General features: G+C 38.5%; 13 protein-coding genes and 1 pseudogene. 6 read left to right on the forward strand and 8 right to left on the reverse strand.

Annotated features, from left to right (window positions below):
* Window positions 1-336 precede the first annotated feature (336 nt).
* Complete coding sequence (locus ACZ8ZH_RS04880; protein ID WP_119063078.1) at window positions 337-5,493, forward strand: DUF4011 domain-containing protein; 5,157 nt, start codon at window positions 337-339, stop codon at window positions 5,491-5,493.
* 240 nt (window positions 5,494-5,733) lie between these two features.
* On the opposite strand, the gene ACZ8ZH_RS04885 is transcribed toward ACZ8ZH_RS04880, so the two are convergent.
* Window positions 5,734-6,804, reverse strand: coding sequence for an alpha/beta hydrolase (locus ACZ8ZH_RS04885; RefSeq protein ID WP_119063077.1), 1,071 nt, complete (start codon window positions 6,802-6,804; stop codon window positions 5,734-5,736).
* Window positions 6,805-6,818: 14 nt separating this feature from the next.
* The gene (locus ACZ8ZH_RS04890; protein WP_119063076.1) at window positions 6,819-7,313 is read right to left on the reverse strand and encodes a cyclophilin-like fold protein; all 495 of its coding nucleotides are present in this window, start codon (window positions 7,311-7,313) and stop codon (window positions 6,819-6,821) included.
* A gap of 301 nt (window positions 7,314-7,614) precedes the next feature.
* On the opposite strand from ACZ8ZH_RS04890, the gene ACZ8ZH_RS04895 reads away from it, so the two are divergent.
* The gene (locus ACZ8ZH_RS04895; protein WP_119063075.1) at window positions 7,615-8,802 is read left to right on the forward strand and encodes an MFS transporter; all 1,188 of its coding nucleotides are present in this window, start codon (window positions 7,615-7,617) and stop codon (window positions 8,800-8,802) included.
* Between the two features lie 51 nt (window positions 8,803-8,853).
* Here the strand turns inward: ACZ8ZH_RS04895 and ACZ8ZH_RS04900 are convergent, their stop codons facing one another.
* Window positions 8,854-9,060: an NAD(P)H-binding protein gene (locus tag ACZ8ZH_RS04900; protein WP_228199380.1), complete on the reverse strand. Its 207-nt coding sequence runs from the start codon at window positions 9,058-9,060 to the stop codon at window positions 8,854-8,856.
* 288 nt (window positions 9,061-9,348) lie between these two features.
* Between ACZ8ZH_RS04900 and ACZ8ZH_RS04905 the strand changes: the two genes are divergently transcribed.
* Window positions 9,349-10,239: a LysR family transcriptional regulator gene (locus tag ACZ8ZH_RS04905; RefSeq protein ID WP_119063074.1), complete on the forward strand. Its 891-nt coding sequence runs from the start codon at window positions 9,349-9,351 to the stop codon at window positions 10,237-10,239.
* Window positions 10,240-10,600: 361 nt separating this feature from the next.
* Here the strand turns inward: ACZ8ZH_RS04905 and ACZ8ZH_RS04910 are convergent, their stop codons facing one another.
* The 5 genes and pseudogenes from ACZ8ZH_RS04910 to ACZ8ZH_RS04930 form a co-directional block, all read right to left on the reverse strand.
* Window positions 10,601-11,683, reverse strand: a complete 1,083-nt coding sequence (locus tag ACZ8ZH_RS04910) for an alkene reductase (protein ID WP_119063073.1) — start codon at window positions 11,681-11,683, stop codon at window positions 10,601-10,603.
* A 59-nt stretch (window positions 11,684-11,742) separates the two neighbouring features.
* Window positions 11,743-12,282 (reverse strand): PaaI family thioesterase, encoded by a 540-nt coding sequence (locus tag ACZ8ZH_RS04915; protein WP_119063072.1) that lies wholly within the window; start codon window positions 12,280-12,282, stop codon window positions 11,743-11,745.
* A gap of 58 nt (window positions 12,283-12,340) precedes the next feature.
* The gene (locus ACZ8ZH_RS04920) at window positions 12,341-13,348 is read right to left on the reverse strand and encodes an aldo/keto reductase (RefSeq protein ID WP_119063071.1); all 1,008 of its coding nucleotides are present in this window, start codon (window positions 13,346-13,348) and stop codon (window positions 12,341-12,343) included.
* A 14-nt stretch (window positions 13,349-13,362) separates the two neighbouring features.
* Window positions 13,363-14,360: pseudogene (locus tag ACZ8ZH_RS04925) on the reverse strand (NADP-dependent oxidoreductase).
* Between the two features lie 52 nt (window positions 14,361-14,412).
* Complete coding sequence (locus ACZ8ZH_RS04930; protein ID WP_119063069.1) at window positions 14,413-15,216, reverse strand: oxidoreductase; 804 nt, start codon at window positions 15,214-15,216, stop codon at window positions 14,413-14,415.
* 222 nt (window positions 15,217-15,438) lie between these two features.
* Here ACZ8ZH_RS04930 and ACZ8ZH_RS04935 point away from each other — a divergent pair, with 222 nt between their 5' ends.
* Genes ACZ8ZH_RS04935 through ACZ8ZH_RS04945 form a run of 3 tightly spaced genes read left to right on the forward strand, consistent with a single transcriptional unit; the run spans window position 15,439 to window position 17,791 of the window.
* Complete coding sequence (locus ACZ8ZH_RS04935; RefSeq protein ID WP_119063068.1) at window positions 15,439-16,452, forward strand: alpha/beta fold hydrolase; 1,014 nt, start codon at window positions 15,439-15,441, stop codon at window positions 16,450-16,452.
* 40 nt (window positions 16,453-16,492) lie between these two features.
* Complete coding sequence (locus ACZ8ZH_RS04940) at window positions 16,493-17,356, forward strand: alpha/beta fold hydrolase (protein WP_119063067.1); 864 nt, start codon at window positions 16,493-16,495, stop codon at window positions 17,354-17,356.
* A gap of 48 nt (window positions 17,357-17,404) precedes the next feature.
* Entirely contained in the window at window positions 17,405-17,791 is a 387-nt protein-coding gene (locus tag ACZ8ZH_RS04945) for a helicase (RefSeq protein ID WP_119063066.1), read from the forward strand.
* The last annotated feature ends 8 nt before the right edge of the window (window positions 17,792-17,799 follow it).

The raw sequence follows: 17,799 nt of genomic DNA on the forward strand, positions 1-17,799 counted from the left end.
TTATACTTTTTAGATGCATAAACTCATTAGTATTAAGCAAATTGCAGAGTATATAGGGCTTAGTAATTCTACAGTTTATGAGATAATGTATGAAAGATCTTTATATTATGACTCTACGTTTCCGAAGAAAAATAAGATGAAAAAAATCGTATTTGCTGGTCGGCTAGGGAAATAAATCAATGGATCGACGCTGGGAGAGCTAATACTCTCTTTTTTGATATTTTATTTCTGGGCGCTCATTTTTTTGATTTTAGCAACTAAGACCGATTTAATATTGTTACTTTAGTGTTGAAGCATGTCTTTAATTAGATTCGATAAAATTGATAAGGGGAAAAAATGTTAGAAGTTAAAAATAAACAACAAACTAATCCTGAATATTCATTAAAAGTTGATTGTGCATCAGCTTTGAATTTTGTTTTACAGCAAAATTCAGTGCCCCTTATTCGACAAGTTCTAATCACTTCAACTGAAACAATTTCTGGTTCTCGAATCGTTATTCGTTCTAATCCTGAGTATTTCAAAGAACACACTATCAATATTGCGAGCTTGGAAGGCAATCAAGTCTTGGCTCTTGATAAACCAAAATTAGCTTTTGATATTAAATTATTGCAAGAGATACCTGAGAATATTAAAGGGAGTATCGAAGTAATTTGGTTAAGTGAAAATGAAGAACTACTAGCAGAACAACAGATAGAAATCGATGTATTGACTATTGATACTTGGGGGGGAGAAAGTCAGCCAATTGAGTTGTTGGCAAGTTTTTCACAACCTAATGCTTCAGCACTTAGTCCAATTCTTGTTAAAGCGAGTGAAATTCTAAAATCAAAACAATTAGGTTCATTAAGTGGTTATCAAGACCGAGATCGAGATTCTGTTTTATCTCAGTTGAATGCGTTATGGGAATCTTTATTACAACAAGATATTTATTATATTGTTAACCCAGCAAGTTTTGTTAAATCGGGTCAACGAATTCGTTTGGCAAAGCAGATTTTTGAAGAAAAGTTAGCATGTTGTTTAGACACAACAATACTTTTAAGTGCTTTGGCAGAACAAATAGGCTTAGATACTTTACTTATTATTGAAGAAGGACATTCTTATCTTGGTGTTTGGTTAAATGAGACGCCAAATGTCGACTTGATCATTGATGATATTCAAGCTTTAAGAAAACGTTATGATTTAGGTGAGGTTGTCTTTATTGAAACAACGTTGCTTACACAACAAGGCAAATTTACAACTGCACTAGAAACTGCAAAACAATATATAAAGGATGAATCTCGTCAGAATAAGTTTTATCTTGCGATAGATGTCCGTCAATCCCGTTTGCGTGGTATTAAGCCGATTTCTGCAAATCTGGAAAAGAAAAATCATTTGGATAATACAGAGATTGAATGGGCGACGGCATCTATTCCTGTTTACGATAATGAGCGCCCTCTTGAAAATAAAGCCACACGTGTTGATCGTTGGTTACGCCGTTTATTAGATTTAAGCCTTCGTAACAAACTCTTAAATTTTAAAGATAATCGTTACAGCATCCCATTACAGTGTTCTGAGTTAACACTTAGCAAACTTGAAGATGCGCTAGCAAATCAGGAAGGTTTCTTATTTAAAAGTGTTGATAGTATTTCTCTAAAAGATGTCCAGCGCGACAATGAAAACCATCATATTAATCAATACGTTGATGAAAACCTTTCTAGAAAATTATTATTTAGTCCTTTAGATACACCTTTATTAGAAAAACGCTTGATTGAAGTCTATCGTTCTTCGCGTACTGCTTTAGAGGAAGGCGGGGCTAATACATTATTTCTTGCGGTTGGTTTTCTTGAGTGGAGAGAGTCTGAACGCTCGAAACGTACATTTAAGGCACCGTTACTACTCATTCCTGTTCAGATTACACGTGAAACAGCTAAAACAGGCTATCGTCTATTTATGTATGATGATGAGCCACGTTTTAACTCGACTTTACTACAATTATTAAGACAGGATTTTGAACTTGATATTGCGGGCTTAAATCCTTTACCAACAGATGATTCTGGCATAGATGTTAATAAGGTTTTACATATTGTACGAAAGGCGATTGTAAATATAGCTGGATGGGAAGTAAAAGCTGAGGCTGCAATTGGTCAGTTCTCATTCTCAAAATATTTAATGTGGCTTGATTTGTCTTCACGGATGGATCAACTAAAAAATCAATCTGTAGTAAATCATCTGATTGAATCACCACGGGAACCTTTTATTAAACAAGATGAATTCCCGCAACCTGCTCAATTAGACCAACGATATAAGCCACAACAATTATTTACGCCATTATCGTCTGATTCTTCGCAACTGGCAGCAGTCATGTCCGCAGCATTGGGGCGTACTTTTGTGTTATCAGGTCCTCCTGGTACAGGTAAGTCACAGACCATTACCAATATGATTGCTCAATGTTTGGCAGATGGCAAATCGGTGTTATTCGTTTCTGAAAAAATGGCTGCATTAGAAGTCGTTTATCGTCGTCTGACACAAATTGGCCTAAGTGAACTGTGCTTGCAGTTACACTCATCAAAATCTCAAAAAATGGAAGTACTTGATCAACTTAGAGAAAGAGCGCAGAAAAATAATGATCCTTACTTCCTCAGTGCTCAACCCAAAACAACAGAATGGCAGAAGCTTTCAGATAGACTGATTCAAACCCGTGATGAACTGAATCAACATGTAAAAAATCTCCATACATCACATTCAATAGGCTGGAGTTTATATGCTGCAATGAGTGATGAACTTCGATATAGGGATACGCCGCATTTACGTTTTCCTGATATCAGTATTGCGACTTTGACAGCAGAAAAACGGGAGCTAATGAGTGAGACAGTGACACAAGCTGTAAGTTTACGTCAGCTCGTCAACGAAAATGCGAAAGATGTATTGAATGGTTTCGCTGAGGGTTTAGCTGATCCAATTTGGAGTTTGGCATGGCAAGAACAGTATCAGATATTACAAGATCAACTTGTGGAGCAGATACAACGTTTGCACAATTCAATGTCTACTTGGCAAGAGGTCTTTGGATTTGAAGAAAAGCAAAATCTGAGTCAGGTTAAACATGATGTTTCTATTTTTAAGGCATTATCTGATCTCGTTCAACAAACTGATTTAAAATTACTAAGTATTATTAAAGATTTAAATTTAGGAACAATCACACAAGCGAAGCAAATAGTCCAAGATTTAAAACAGCAGCGTTCTTCGTTAGTTGGACAATACCAATCTCAAATTTATCAAGCAGATTTAAGCCAAATTTCTTTTAAATGGCGTGAAGCAGAATCAAAAATTTTCCCATTCTCATGGTTCTCTAAATTTCAGCTAAGAAACTTAGTCAAAACTTATCAAAGCTCGACCCAACGTCCTACAGTTTTGGCTGTTACTCATGACTTGCCAATTTTACAACATATCCAAAGTCAACAAAGACAGTTCGCTGAATGTGAAAATCAGTTGGCGAGTAAACTTGGTCCTTACTGGCAGGGTGAAGAGAGTGCGTGGGAAAATTTCGAATCTATTCACAATCAGTGGCAAGAAATTAAGAAAATAGTTGCATCAACAAGTACTGATCAGGCAACTTTATTAAAAGCTGTGGAATTTAGTAAAAATAATAGTTTGAATGAAATAAAACAAAACATAGCTCAAGTGGGAAATACATTCAGTCAATTGCTGATTGACCATGCACTAAAAAATGATGCTCAACTTACTCCATATCTAGATATTAATTTTAATGAAATTCTCGCAAGACAGCAGCAATTACAACAACACAGTTCATCTTGGAGACATTGGTTAAATTGGCAGGCTATAAAAAGCCAGTTGATTCAACATGGGTTAAAACAGTTGGCCTTTGAACTCTTAGATACTCCATTGGAACTGGATGCTGCATTAAAGCGTTTGAATATTAATTTAGCGAGACAATGGATTACTCATCAATTTAGCCAACATCCAGAATTAAATCAATTCAATAGCCAACAGCATGAACAGAAAATCCAGACTTTTACACAGCAAGACAGAGATCACCAGCTTGCTGCGAGTCATGAGATTATTCATCGTTGGAATGCTATTTTTAGTGAACAAGATAAATACAAGGCACAGTGGACTGTTCTTAATAAGGAATTAGGCAAGAAACGCCGTCATATTCCTGTACGCGAATTAATGCGTCAGATTCCTGATGTATTAGTTGGATTGAAGCCATGTTTATTGATGAGTCCGTTATCAGTTGCTCAATATCTGGATACTGAAGCAAAATTTGATGTAGTGATTTTCGATGAAGCATCACAGATTCCTGTATGGGATGCGATTGGTGCATTAGCGAGAGGTAAACAGTCAATTGTGGTGGGTGATAATAAACAAATGCCGCCAACAAGTTTCTTTGGTAAAGGAGATTCTGAGGAAGAGGTCGATGAGGAAGTAACCGAAGATTTAGAAAGTATTCTAGATGAATGCCTTGCTGCTCAGTTACCAGAATTGGCTTTGAACTGGCATTACCGTAGTCGTTATGAAAGTCTTATTCAGTTTAGTAATCAGAAATACTACAAAGGTGGTTTATTTACTTTCCCTGCACCTGTTGCTAAGGATACGGCTGTAAAACTACATGTAGTTGATGGTGTTTACGACAAAGGTGATACACGTACCAATAGTAATGAGGCTAAAGCAATTGTTGAATTTATTATTCAACATTTACAGTCACAGTTAGCGCAAGACAACCCTCTGACTCTCGGTGTTGTAACTTTCAATATGACTCAACAAAAGCTGATTGAGGATTTGCTAGATAATGAATTGGCAAATCATCCTGAATTAGAGACATTGAGTAAGTCAGGCATTGAACCTTTATTCGTTAAGAATTTAGAAAATGTGCAAGGAGATGAACGCGATATTATTGTTTTCTCAATTACTTATGCTAAAGATCAGGATGGTCGCTTATCAATGAATTTTGGTGCGCTTAACCGCCAAGGTGGTCAACGTCGTCTCAATGTAGCAATTACTCGTGCCCGTCAAGGGTTACATGTTTTCTCTGCCTTGAGTCCAGAAGAAATTAACTTGGCACGTACAAATAGTGAAGGTGTAAGGGATCTAAAAGACTTCCTCGTTTTTGCTCGAAGTGGTCAGTTGCATTTAAATTATGTGGATCAAAGTAAACAGCAGGCTAAAAAAGAATTCGTACAGTACCTACAAAATAAGTTGCAAGAACAAGGCTGGAGTGTGGACCTTGGAATAGGTCAGGGAGATAGTTGTGTAGATATAGCTATTAAGGATGATTTGAATTCGGGTAGCTATATTGCAGGTATTATAGTAGATGGTGAAAACTACGCTAAAGCAGCTACAGCACGGGACCGAGATCAGTTGAGACCAACTGTTTTAAATGGACTAGGCTGGGGCATTTTATCGGTTTGGACGGTAGATTGGTGGCTAGATCCAGAACAAAACTTAACTAAATTGGTAAAAGCATTGGAAGAGATAAAAGTTAATCAAAATGTTGCTTAAATTATCTAGAAGCAGATAAGGTTATTTCTTCTCTGTTTCTTTGACAGAATTTATAGCTGACCTATAAAAGGGTGAAAAGTTCTAAGTACGTTGAAATATTTTACATAGAAAATTATATTGCGAAAATGAATATGGTGAGAGCAACTGTATATCTTTTCTTCATCATGATCGGGGAATCACCTAAATACATCGTTAAAAAGCCAAGCTGAGTGAATCCTCTCAACTTGGCTAAAATAAATTTTACTTTAAGTTTTGATTAAAGAAGTTCGTCATCTTATCAAATGGAATGATGTCAACACGGTCATAGAGATCAACATGATTGGCATTAGGAACAATATAGAGTTCTTTGGGTTGGGCTGCCGCCTCATAAGCTGTTTCACTAAAATAGCGTGAATGTGCTTTTTCACCATGAATAAAAAGAATAGGACGAGGTGAAATTTCTTTAATATACGTCAAAATTGGCATATTCATAAATGAAATTGGTGTAGTCATTGACCATGCATTGCCTGAATTGACTGCACGAGGATGATAGCCACGAGGCGTCATATAGTAGTCATGATAGTCTACTAAGAACTGTGCTTCACCACCATTTAATTTATTGTAAGCAGGTTGATAGGCAGGCGTTCCATTTTTTGCATCGATCCAACGTTGAGCACTAAGCTGTTCCAGTGTTTTGTTACGTTGCTCTGGTGTAACACTATCATTATACCCTTTAGACATTACTCGGGTCATATCGTACATCGTGCTTGTGGCAACAGCTTTTACACGTTTATCTACGGCTGTCGCATTGAGCGCCATACCGCCCCAACCACAGATTCCAATCATTCCAATACGGTTTTGATCAACGTTGGGTTGCAGTCCGATAAAGTCTACAGCAGCACTAAAATCTTCGGTATTAATATCTGGCGAAGCAATATTACGGGGCTCACCACCACTTTCACCTGTATAAGATGGATCAAATGCTAAAGTGACAAAACCTCGTTCTGCCATAGTTTGCGCATAGAGTCCAGATGATTGCTCTTTTACTGCACCAAATGGTCCGCCAACCACGATAGCTGGAAGTTTGCCTTTAGCATTTTTAGGGATATACAAATCGGCAGCTAGGGTAATGCCATAACGGTTTTTAAATGTCACTTTTTGATGCTCGACTTTGTTACTTTGAACAAAGGTCTTGTCCCATTTAGTGGTGAGTTTTAAGTCCTGATTAGCCAATGTGGCTTGGTTTATAGCTAACGCTCCAATACTCAGGCTAAGAATAGCAAAAGTTTTTTTAAGAAAACGGTTCGATGTTGCTGGTGTGTAATGAGACATAGGGTTCATTCCTGTTATTTTGAAACGATTGAGATTGTGACCTTAAAGGGTTTATTGTCTGAAAATGCTTTTGGCAAAGTATCGAATTTGCCTAGATAAATGAGGCTGTTGGCAACACCATCAAAGTCTTTGTAAAAGACGGCGAGATTTCCCCAAGGTGCATAGTAGGCAATATCACCCGCTTTGGCTGAGTGCCCATTTGGGGCTCCCTGTGAAGTCAATTTTTTAGGCAAGTAGGCAATTTTTTCTGTTGCCACATAATCGGTCAGTTCGAGAGTCAGCGGAAGCTGCCTGATAAAATCCTGTGTAGTCGGTGAATCTTTTAAACGAACAAATACGGGCTGAGCTGAGCCTTCAATATCAAAACGAATATTCATACTGGAAACCTTTTGTGAAGCAGGTTGTTCTGCATTGGTCTTTGCTTCTGTACAAGCACTGAGTCCAAATGCTAGCGCAAGTAAGATGAAACCACTGATAACTGAAAACCTATATTTAATTTTTTGCATCATGCTGTTATCCCGATCAGGTGAGCAGTTAATTTTTTAAACATCAGACTGACGTACACTTATTAGTTGGGATGATTTTGTGTTCATTATAAAAGTGATAGAGCTTAAGGATTAGCCCAAAAAAACAACATAGACCTATGAGTATCATTCATAAATCTAATACCAAAATAATTTTTATCCTGGGAAAACGCCTTTATTGAATCCTAATTAATGAATCAGCCTCATAACTCTATTCATGGAAAAGTACTTATTCAGGAGGTGAGGTACCTTTATCATGGTTTTCTGATTTATATAGAGAACGTCTATGACACCTGCACAGCAATCTGTCGAGATAGAACAACAGCCTGCATATTGGAGTGGCGTATTTGCCATGACTTTGTGCGTATTTGCATTGATCGCCTCCGAGTTTATGCCCGTTAGTCTATTAACGCCGATTGCCAAGGATTTAAGCGTCACCGAAGGTTTAGCTGGATATGGTATTGCTATTTCAGGTGCATTTGCGGTCATCACCAGCCTGTCAATTTCACGTCTGGCAGGCAGCATCAACCGTAAAGCCTTATTACTTGCCTTAACAGCATTAATGGCGGTTTCAGGTGCAGTAGTTGCACTTGCTCCAAATTACTGGGTCTACATGTTTGGTCGGGCTTTAATTGGTGTGGTTGTGGGTGGCTTCTGGTCGATGTCGGCAGCAACAGCGATTCGTCTTGTACCGACAGCCCAAGTGCCGCGAGCCTTGGCAATCTTTAACAGTGGTAATGCCTTGGCAACAGTAGTGGCACCCCCTTTGGGCAGTTATTTAGGGGCAATGATTGGTTGGCGTGGAGCATTTTTTTGTTTGGTGCCGATTGCAATTTTAGCCTTTATTTGGCAATGGATTAGTCTACCTTCTTTAAAAAATCAAACATCTGCATCTAACTCATCAGATGGGATATTTAAATTATTAAATCATCGGATTGTGCTGATTGGTATGTTGGCAACGGGTCTACTATTTATGGGACAGTTCTCGCTTTATACCTATATTCGTCCATTTCTTGAAACGGTGACCAAGCTCAATTTATCAACATTATCTTTCACTTTATTTGTCATTGGAATTATGGGCTTTGTGGGAACAGTATCTATTAGTTTTGTATTAAAACGTCATTTCTACGGGACTTTAATTGCTATTCCGCTTCTCATGGCAGCCATTGCACTCACACTGATTGGCTTTGGGACATGGTCTGTTTTAGTAATAGTCATGTTGGGTTTTTGGGGTTTAATTGGAACGGCCGCACCTGTAGGTTGGTGGAGCTGGATTGCTCAGAATTTTCCGAATAATGCTGAAGCAGGTGGTGGCTTATTTGTCGCAATTGTTCAACTATGTATCGCATTGGGTTCAACTGTTGGTGGTTTGCTGTTTGACTATAGTGGCTATCAGATGACCTTTGCTGTCAGTGCAATTCTTTTAATTATTTCTGCTGCTTTAACACTTTGGGTTTCACGATTAACCATCTAAGGTGTATTTATCAACTGTTTGTTCCATTCATTAAATGCTTTCGCTAACTCATTATAGGATACTACCTGCGCTAATGGCGATGAAACGTTGTACTCTGAGTTTTTGCATGGCTTCTACGATATTTTCTGTTTTAATATCCAAATCCGTATTGCCGATTGTACTAATGACGATGTCTTGTCCTTGGATAGTCTTTTTCAAGACCTCTAAGTTATTTGCATTACCTTCAAATAGTTGTACACGTTTATTTTTAATGAACACAATTGATTGAGGTTACATGAGACTAGCGTGTGTTGAACATCATCCCGCTCAAGTAGGCGGGGGATTAATTTGTTGAGATGTGTATCCGCTTGCATCAATCACGATGAGCTTTTTAATTGAAGCTTATCCAGTAATTTCTAATTGTATCAGTATAGGAATAGAAAAGAAGAAGAATAAGGACCCAAAATAGAATAGAGTTATCAATACACTTCATTAATAGTAGACACGATACAGTGCCCAACGTGTAATAAAGATAATGGCTGATATTGAGCAACAGGAGTTTACGCCTTGATTAGTAGAGAGAACTATAACGACCTACATGCTTTTCTGATGGTGACACGAGAGGGCAGTTTTACTAAGGCAGCAGGTAAACTTGGTGTTTCACAATCAGCGCTCAGCCATAGTATTCGTGGTCTTGAAGAGCGGTTAGGTATTTTATTGTTAAATCGAACTACTCGTAGCGTATCGCCCACCGAAGCGGGTGAGCGTTTAAGACAAACCATTAGTGCCAGTTTTGACCAGATTGATAATGAACTGACATTATTGAATACCTTTCGGGATACACCAGCAGGTAGAGTTAGAATAAATGCCAGCAGCCACGCAATACAACACATCCTGATTCCAAAATTGGCAAAAATTGCCCATCTTTATCCTGATGTTAAAGTTGAGTTTAGTGCCAATAGCGGTATGGTGGATATCGTTGCCGAACATTTTGATGCAGGTGTTCGGTTTGGCAGTCGGGTGGCTGACGGAATGGTTGCAGTGAGAATTGGGCAGGATGTCAAAATGGCTGTGGTTGCAACACCTGATTATTTTCAAAGTTACAGCATCCCTCAGACCCCAAAAGATTTAGACCTGCATCAATGTATTGGTTTTAGATTGATGACCCAAGGCGGAATTTACGCATGGGAGTTTGAAAAAGAAAAACAAGAATTTAAAGTTAAGATCAATCCCCAATGGGTTTTTAATGAAAGTTTTGATATTGCTCAAGCAGTCAAATCAGGTATGGGATTGGCATATATTCCAAAAGACATGGTAGAAAAAGAAATCGAGCAAGGCGATTTAATTCAGGTCTTGAAAGAATATAGTATCCAGTTTTCAGGCTATCATCTTTATTATCCTCATCGCAGGCAGCAGTCTTCGGCTTTGAAACTGGTAATTTCTTTGTTAAGGCTTTGATTATTCTTGTTATTAAAATTTAAAATTATGTGATTCGATAGGATAAGGGTGATGCAAGGTTTTAGGTGAATTATTCTGAGTAGGGATTGGATACAGTCGATAATTTTTATTTAAAATCTGAGTCAGTTAGGGGTTGAAAATCAATGAATTTAAAAAAGATGACGTGTTTATTGATGTTAGTTAGCAAAGGTTACATAAGTTGGTTCAAGCTTTGAATTAGCAAAAGGAGGTAAATTACCTCCTTTATTTTTAGCCAAAGATCATATCAATTATTTATACAAATGCAGAAAAATTCTTACTACAATTTATTAATAACAAATGACTATCTAGAGATGTGCTTTGCAATTAGTCAGTATGTATTTTAATCACCATAATTGGGATAGTCGGTATAACCTTCAGCCCCTCCACCGTATAATGTTGCCGGATTTAACTCAGCCAATAGAAGGCCGTGTTTTAAACGTTCAACTAAGTCTGGATTACTAATAAATAATTTTCCAAAAGCAAATAGGTCAGCTTCTCCAGATTGAAGGTGAGCATTCGCAAGTTCTAAATCATAACCATTATTGGCTAAATAGGTCTGATCAAAACGGTTGCGTATAGCAGGATAATCGAAAGGCGCAATATCACGCGGTCCGCCTGTTGCACCTTCAACGACATGCAAATAGACGATACCGAGTCGGTTAAGCTGTTCAGTGATGTAATTGTACTGAGGTTGAGGCTCATTGCAGCTTATACCGTTGGCAGGAGATACAGGAGATATACGGACACCTGTTCGATTAGCACCAATTTCACTGACTATAGCTTCAACCACTTCAAGTAATAATCGTGCTCGATTTTCGATAGATCCACCATATATATCAGTACGTTGGTTGGCACCATCTTTTATAAATTGTTCTAGTAAATATCCATTCGCAGCATGAATTTCAACACCATCAAATCCAGCAGTAATGGCATTTGCTGCCGCTTGGCGGAAATCTGAAATAATGGCGGGAATTTCATATAACTCTAATGCTCGGGGTTCAGATACGTCAGTAAATGTATTATTTACAAAAGTCTTTGTATCTGCCTGAATCGCTGAAGGGGCGACAGGACTTGCCCCATTAGGTTGCAAATCAACATGAGAAATTCGTCCAACATGCCATAATTGAACAAAGATTTTTCCACCTTTGGCATGTACGGCATCTGTTACTTTTCGCCAAGCGTCAATTTGTTCAGACGTATATAACCCCGGTGTATCTTGATATCCTTGAGCTTGTGGAGAAACTTGGGTTGCTTCAGTAATAATAAGACCCGCGCTAGCACGCTGAGCATAATAATCAGCAGCAAACTCACTTGGCACAAGTCCTTTCCCAGCGCGGTTACGTGTGAGTGGAGCCATTACAATACGATTGTTGAGTTCAATATTGCCTAATTGATAAGAACTAAAAAGAGTTTTATCTGTCATGTCACACCTCTAAATTTAATAATGATGTTGAATCAAAAAATCTGCATTTTAAAAAATTGTTATGACGCTTTTTCAGGAGCATCGAAAATAAGGCATGTCGTTGTCGCATGTGCATATAATTTTCCATCAGGGCCTATTATTCGTCCCTCAGCAGTCGCTGTTTGGCGTCCGACATGGACGATTTTCCCTTCTACTCGTACAAGAGGAGTCGCATCTGTTAGTGCACGTACCATATTCACTTTGAGTTCAAGTGTGGTATAAGCTTTCCCCGCAGGGAGTGTAGTATGAATAGCGCAAGCAACAGCTGAATCAAGTAAAGTACAAAACCAGCCCCCATGAACACTACCTAATGGATTGTAATGTTTACGTTGAGGCCTGCCTTGAAAGACAGCAATTCCATACTCCATATGCACAGGGATATAGTCGAGCGTTTCTCCAATTGGAGGTGAGGGAAGCTCACCAGAAAAAATAGCCTCAAAAACCTCTAATCCTGAGCGTCGAGTTAACTCTGATAATTGCACAGAATCAGGTGGGCCTAGATGCTTAAGAATTTTCTGTTCAGTTTCTTCCCATTCTTTGAGAACGTCATTTATTTCCATAACTATAAGTCCAGTTTGAATAGTAAGAATTGAGAATGGTTAATATCGTTACTAAAATCTAAGCAATAATGGTTTTATGCTTTGCATCAGTATTTAATATAGGTATTCGCTTTTGATCTGAAGTTATTATTTGACTGACTGAATCGAGTAGTTGGATTTGATCATGTGACAATACAACATCAATTGCTTCTAAATTACTTTTTGCTTGTTGTAGAGATTTGGGACCAATAATTGGCACAGTTCCATGTGTAGATGACCAAGCAATTGCCACCTGATCAGCAGATACATTTAATTCATTAGCAATTGAAAGTACTGCATCTAAAATTGCTGTACGTTGACTCGAATTTTCTTGCTGAAAAACCTTGCCGCCGAAGCCCTCTTCACGGCCTTTCTCACCTTTTCGATATTTACCTGTAAGCATTCCTCCACCTAATGGAGACCATGTCACCATCCCTAATCCTAATGCTTGAGAGGCTGGAATTAAATCGGCTTCAGGCTCACGATAGACCAAGCTATGTTGGAATTGTGCCGCTGCAATAGGCACTGTATTTTTAAGTTCAGCAATAGTTGCTGCACGAGATAGTCGCCATGCTGGAAAATTTGATAAACCTGCATAGAGAATCTTTCCGGCACGAGCCAAATCCTCTAGCCCTCTTAGAATTTCTTCGCTGGGTGTAACATTATCAGGATGATGTACCCAGTAAAGATCAATATAGTCCGTTTTCAATCTGCGTAGACTTTGCTCAACTGAATAAAGCATTGCTTTTCGGCTATTTCCTTTATGCAGTTGATTTGTATCAGGCAAGGCACCATCCGAAAATTTAGTGGCTAAGACAACCTGATGGCGAATACCTTGTAATAAGTCACCTAGAATTTGCTCAGATTGCCCAAATTGATAAACATCTGCTGTGTCTATAAAATTGCCGCCTACATCCAGATATGCATCCAATATTAATTTGGCGTCTTCTTGTGAGGAACCATACCCCCAACCTGTGCCGAAGTTTCCAGTCCCTAAAGCGATTTGTGAAACATTTAAACCTGTTTGACCAAATAATTGATAATTCATATTTATCTCCACTTTTATTCAGAAATTTTTAAAACGATTTTTCCTTTTGCCCGTCCAGTATTTACATAGTGGAAAGCATCTTTAATCTCGCTAAATGTATAAGTCTTATCGACCACTGGGTTTATTTTCCCAGACTCGACTAATTTTGAAATTTCAGAGAGCTGTTGTCCATTCGGTTGCATAAATAGGAATGAATATGTAATGCCTCTTTTTTTGCTTTATTTCGGATTGACCAACTTAAAAGCGGAATAACACATTTTAGAAACCAGTTCGGATTAATTGCCTCTGCAAAAGCATGGTCAGGTGGCCCTGAAATACTAATAAGACGTCCGCCGCGTTTAAGAACGTTCAGTGATTTTTCTAAGGTTTTTCCACCTTGTGTATCTAAAACAACATCGTAGTCTTTAAGCTCTTGCTCAAAGTCCATTGTTTTATAGTCAATGATGATATCGGCACCTAGATCTTTTACCCAACTACTGTTTTTACCACTTGTGGTGGTTGCAACCGTAGCACCAAGAGACTTGGCAAGTTGAATTGCAATTGAACCCACACCACCTGAACCCGCATGAATAAGTACTTTTTGACCAGCTTTAACTTTTGCAATCTCAACCAGTGCTTGCCATGAAGTTAAGGCAACTAAAGGTAGGGCTGCTGCCTGTTCCATCGAAATATGTTGCGGTTTAAGCGCAAGTGAGGATTGTTGAACAACCGTATATTCAGCAAATGCGCCGTTTAAATCGGTCTTGGCATAGACCTCATCTCCGACTTTAAACTGGGTAACATTTGATCCAATTTGAACAACTGTACCAGCGAAATCATTGCCTAAGATAAAAGGAAATGAGACGGGCAGAATTGCCTTAAATTCACCTTCTAAAACTCGTATGTCGAGAGGGTTAATGCTGGCTGCATGCACTTTAACAAGTACCGCATTTTCGGTTAGAGATGGTCTCGGTTGTTCATCAATTTGTACATCATTGATATTGCCGTAGCGGGTTATATAAGCTGCTTTCATTTGGAACCTCTATTGTTTTGAACTTTTTAATGTTTTAGATTTTGGTTCTGTACTACACCTTCATACTTCGCTGAATTAACTTGTCAAAGACTTTTACAGGAGCAAAGTGTCGAAGGGCTTTTAAGTTTCTTGCAGTTTTACCTGCTGTGTAGCGTGGTAAAACATGTTGACTCTCAATGACATTTAAAATGGTATGGGCAACCACACGTGGGTCATCTGACTTATTAATTGAATGAATCATTTGTTTGTGTAGCTTTTCACGCATTTGATCGTAAAAAGAAACTTTATTGTCTGCTTCCAGTAAATTTACTCCTAAAGAAGTATTGGTATAAGCAGGTTCAATCAAAGACACACGAATGCCTTGTGATCTTAACTCGTGGTCTAAAGATTCAGAATAACCTTCCAGTGCATGTTTAGATGCAGCATAAAGAGCGCCAAAAGGCATAGGCACAAGTCCAAGAATTGAACTGATATTTAAAATAAGTCCTGAGTTTTTTTGACGCATGTGTGGAATAACTGCGCGAGTCATTCGAACGGCACCAAAAAAGTTAGTATCAAAAATAGCCTGTGCTTGCTGCATTGAGCTTTCTTCAGCACCAGCGGGTGATATTGCAAACCCAGCATTGTTAACTAAGACATCAATTCGGCCTTCATTTACAATTACTTTTTCAATAGCTTGAGTTACCGAGTCGTCTTGATTGACATCTAACTGAATCAGATGAAATTTAGAGTTTGATGAATTTTTCGTTTGTCGGCTTGTACCATAAACAATAAATCCCGCCTCATGTAAAAGGTTTGCTGTTGCTAATCCAATACCCGAAGATGCGCCTGTAATCAGAACTACTTTGTTGGCCATACCATGTTCCTTACTTAAACTTTGTCGCCTGAACCAATCAATTCCGGCTTGATTTTTTCATCATAATCTAAAAATAAAATAGTTACTACTAAAAAGATAGTGACAAATAAATATTGTGGTCGTATAGTAAGTATCAAATGAGTAGTTTCTGTAATGAATGTAGTTAATCTCAATAGATTGCTCATCAAAACAGTTAAATGAATAGACTTAGGATCAAAACAAGTGAAATTTCTATTAAATACAATTGCTATGGGATTAACGGTGGTATCAATTTTTAGTGCTCCCTTAACTCAAGCAGAGACGGTGGCGTCTATTTCTTTTAGTGACCACATAACTCAGGAGAATAAAATGTCATCAAATATCGTTACCCATCCGCAAGTTGGAGCAGACTCCCTGATAGATACAAATTGGAAGAATGTACCAACTCAATTGATTAGTGCAGGTGGCGTTAACTTCGCTTACCGAGAATATGGTCAACAAAATGGTGGAACGCCTGTCATTTTCTTAAATCACTTGGCGGCTGTTCTAGATAATTGGGACCCACGAATTATTGATGGAATTGCGACTAAACATCATGTGGTGGTGTTTGATAATCGTGGTGTTGGTGCGTCTACAGGTAAACCAGCTCAGTCGATTGAGCAAATGGCAGACGATGCGATTGCATTCATTCAAGCAAAAGGCTTTAAACAAGTTGATTTATTTGGCTTCTCGATGGGCGGCATGATTTCACAAGAAATTGTTTTGAAGCAGCCAAATTTAGTTCGAAAAATGATTTTGTCGGGAACTGGTCCCGCAGGTGGTACAGGCATTAGTACCGTAGGACGAATTTCTAATTGGGATTTAGTCCGTGGAATGGTGACTGGCCAAGACCCTAAAGTTTATCTTTTCTTCACACGTACAGAAAATGGTAAAGCAGCCGCTAAAAAGTTTATTCAACGCATTAATGAACGTACTGAAAACAGGGATAAAGAAATTACCATTTCTGCCTATCGTGCCCAGCTCAAAGCATTAAAAAAATGGGGAAGTAAGAAACCTTCCGATCTTTCTGTGATTCAACAACCTGTGTTAGTTGCTAACGGCGATCATGACCGAATGGTGCCAACAGTAAATACTTATGATTTAGCAAAACGCTTACCGAATAGCTCACTTGTTATCTATCCGGATGCAGGTCATGGAGGAATATTTCAGTTTCATGATGATTTTGTAAAACAATCCCTTACGTTTCTAGTTAAATAAAAATTAGCTTAATCAGAAACTTAAATTCAGGATAAATACAATGACTACTATTAAACACCAAACAGCCGAGACCCAATTCATTGAAGTAGATGGAGCAAAATTTGCTTATCGTCGATGGGGTAACTCAAATACAGGGCAGCCACCGCTAGTTTTTCTTCAACACTTTCGAGGTGGTTTAGACAACTGGGACCCAATCATTACCAATGATTTGGCACAAGGGCGTGAAGTCATTTTATTTAATGGTCGAGGCATAGCTTCATCTACAGGTCAGCCTCGTACCCGTATTGAAGATATGGCAGATGATGCAGCCGCAGTCATTCGTGCATTAGGCCTAAAACAAGTTGATTTATTAGGCTTTTCACTCGGCGGGTTTCAGGCACAAGATTTAGTACGCCGTCATCCTGAACTTGTAAGAAAGCTTATGCTTTTAGGTACAGGGCCAAGAGGCGGTAAACCTCGAGGTGACGACCCAGAAGTGGCTGCATTGGTATTGAAACATGCAACAACTGCTGTGCCATCTGAAGAAGACTTTCTGTTTTTATTTTTTGGCCGATCTGAAGCCGCTATTCAAGCGGGCCGTGAATTTTGGCAACGTCGACATGAACGCAAAGATCAAGATACACCAAGCTCAGTTGAAGTGATGCAAGCACAGATAGAAGCTAATATGCATTTTTTACCTAAACTTGATGAACAAGATCCATTTGCACATTTACGTGAGATTAAACAACCTACTTTCATTTTAAATGGTGTGGATGATGTGATGATTCCGACCATCAACGCCTATCACATGGCACTTAACATTCCAAACGCGCAGCTATTTATCTATCCAGATGCAGGACATGGCGCTCAATTTCAATACCCTGAACGCTTTGTAAAGCATGCAATACAGTTCTTAGATGAATAATTGCTTTTGAGTTCTGTTCAGTCAATTTGATGAATCAAGAAGGTAAAAATGATGAAATTTAAATTGTTGCTGTGGATGCTCACCAAGCTCATGCAGCGTGCGGTAAAAAATAATCCGAAATGTGCAGCGTTTGTGAAAGATAAAAATGTCACCTTTCAGATTCAGACGGCAAGTGGTGAAGGGCGCTATTTTGAAGTCAAAAATGGCAAAATTAACTCTTACTCAGGGCTAACCAAGTCGCCAAGTTTTATTTTTACATTTAAAACGGGTAGCAAGGGGTTCGCGGTATTGTCTGCTAAAGACAGTGTGAATACGTTTTTAACAGCACTTAGAACAAAGGATCTTGTGATTACAGGAAACTTTGTCGATGTCATGTGGTTTCAAAGTTTGGTCGATTTTATTCAACCCCAGCCTAAATCCTCTTCAACTGTGTGAGCGAAGCC

Source organism: Acinetobacter sp. SW-226 (assembly GCF_055632855.1).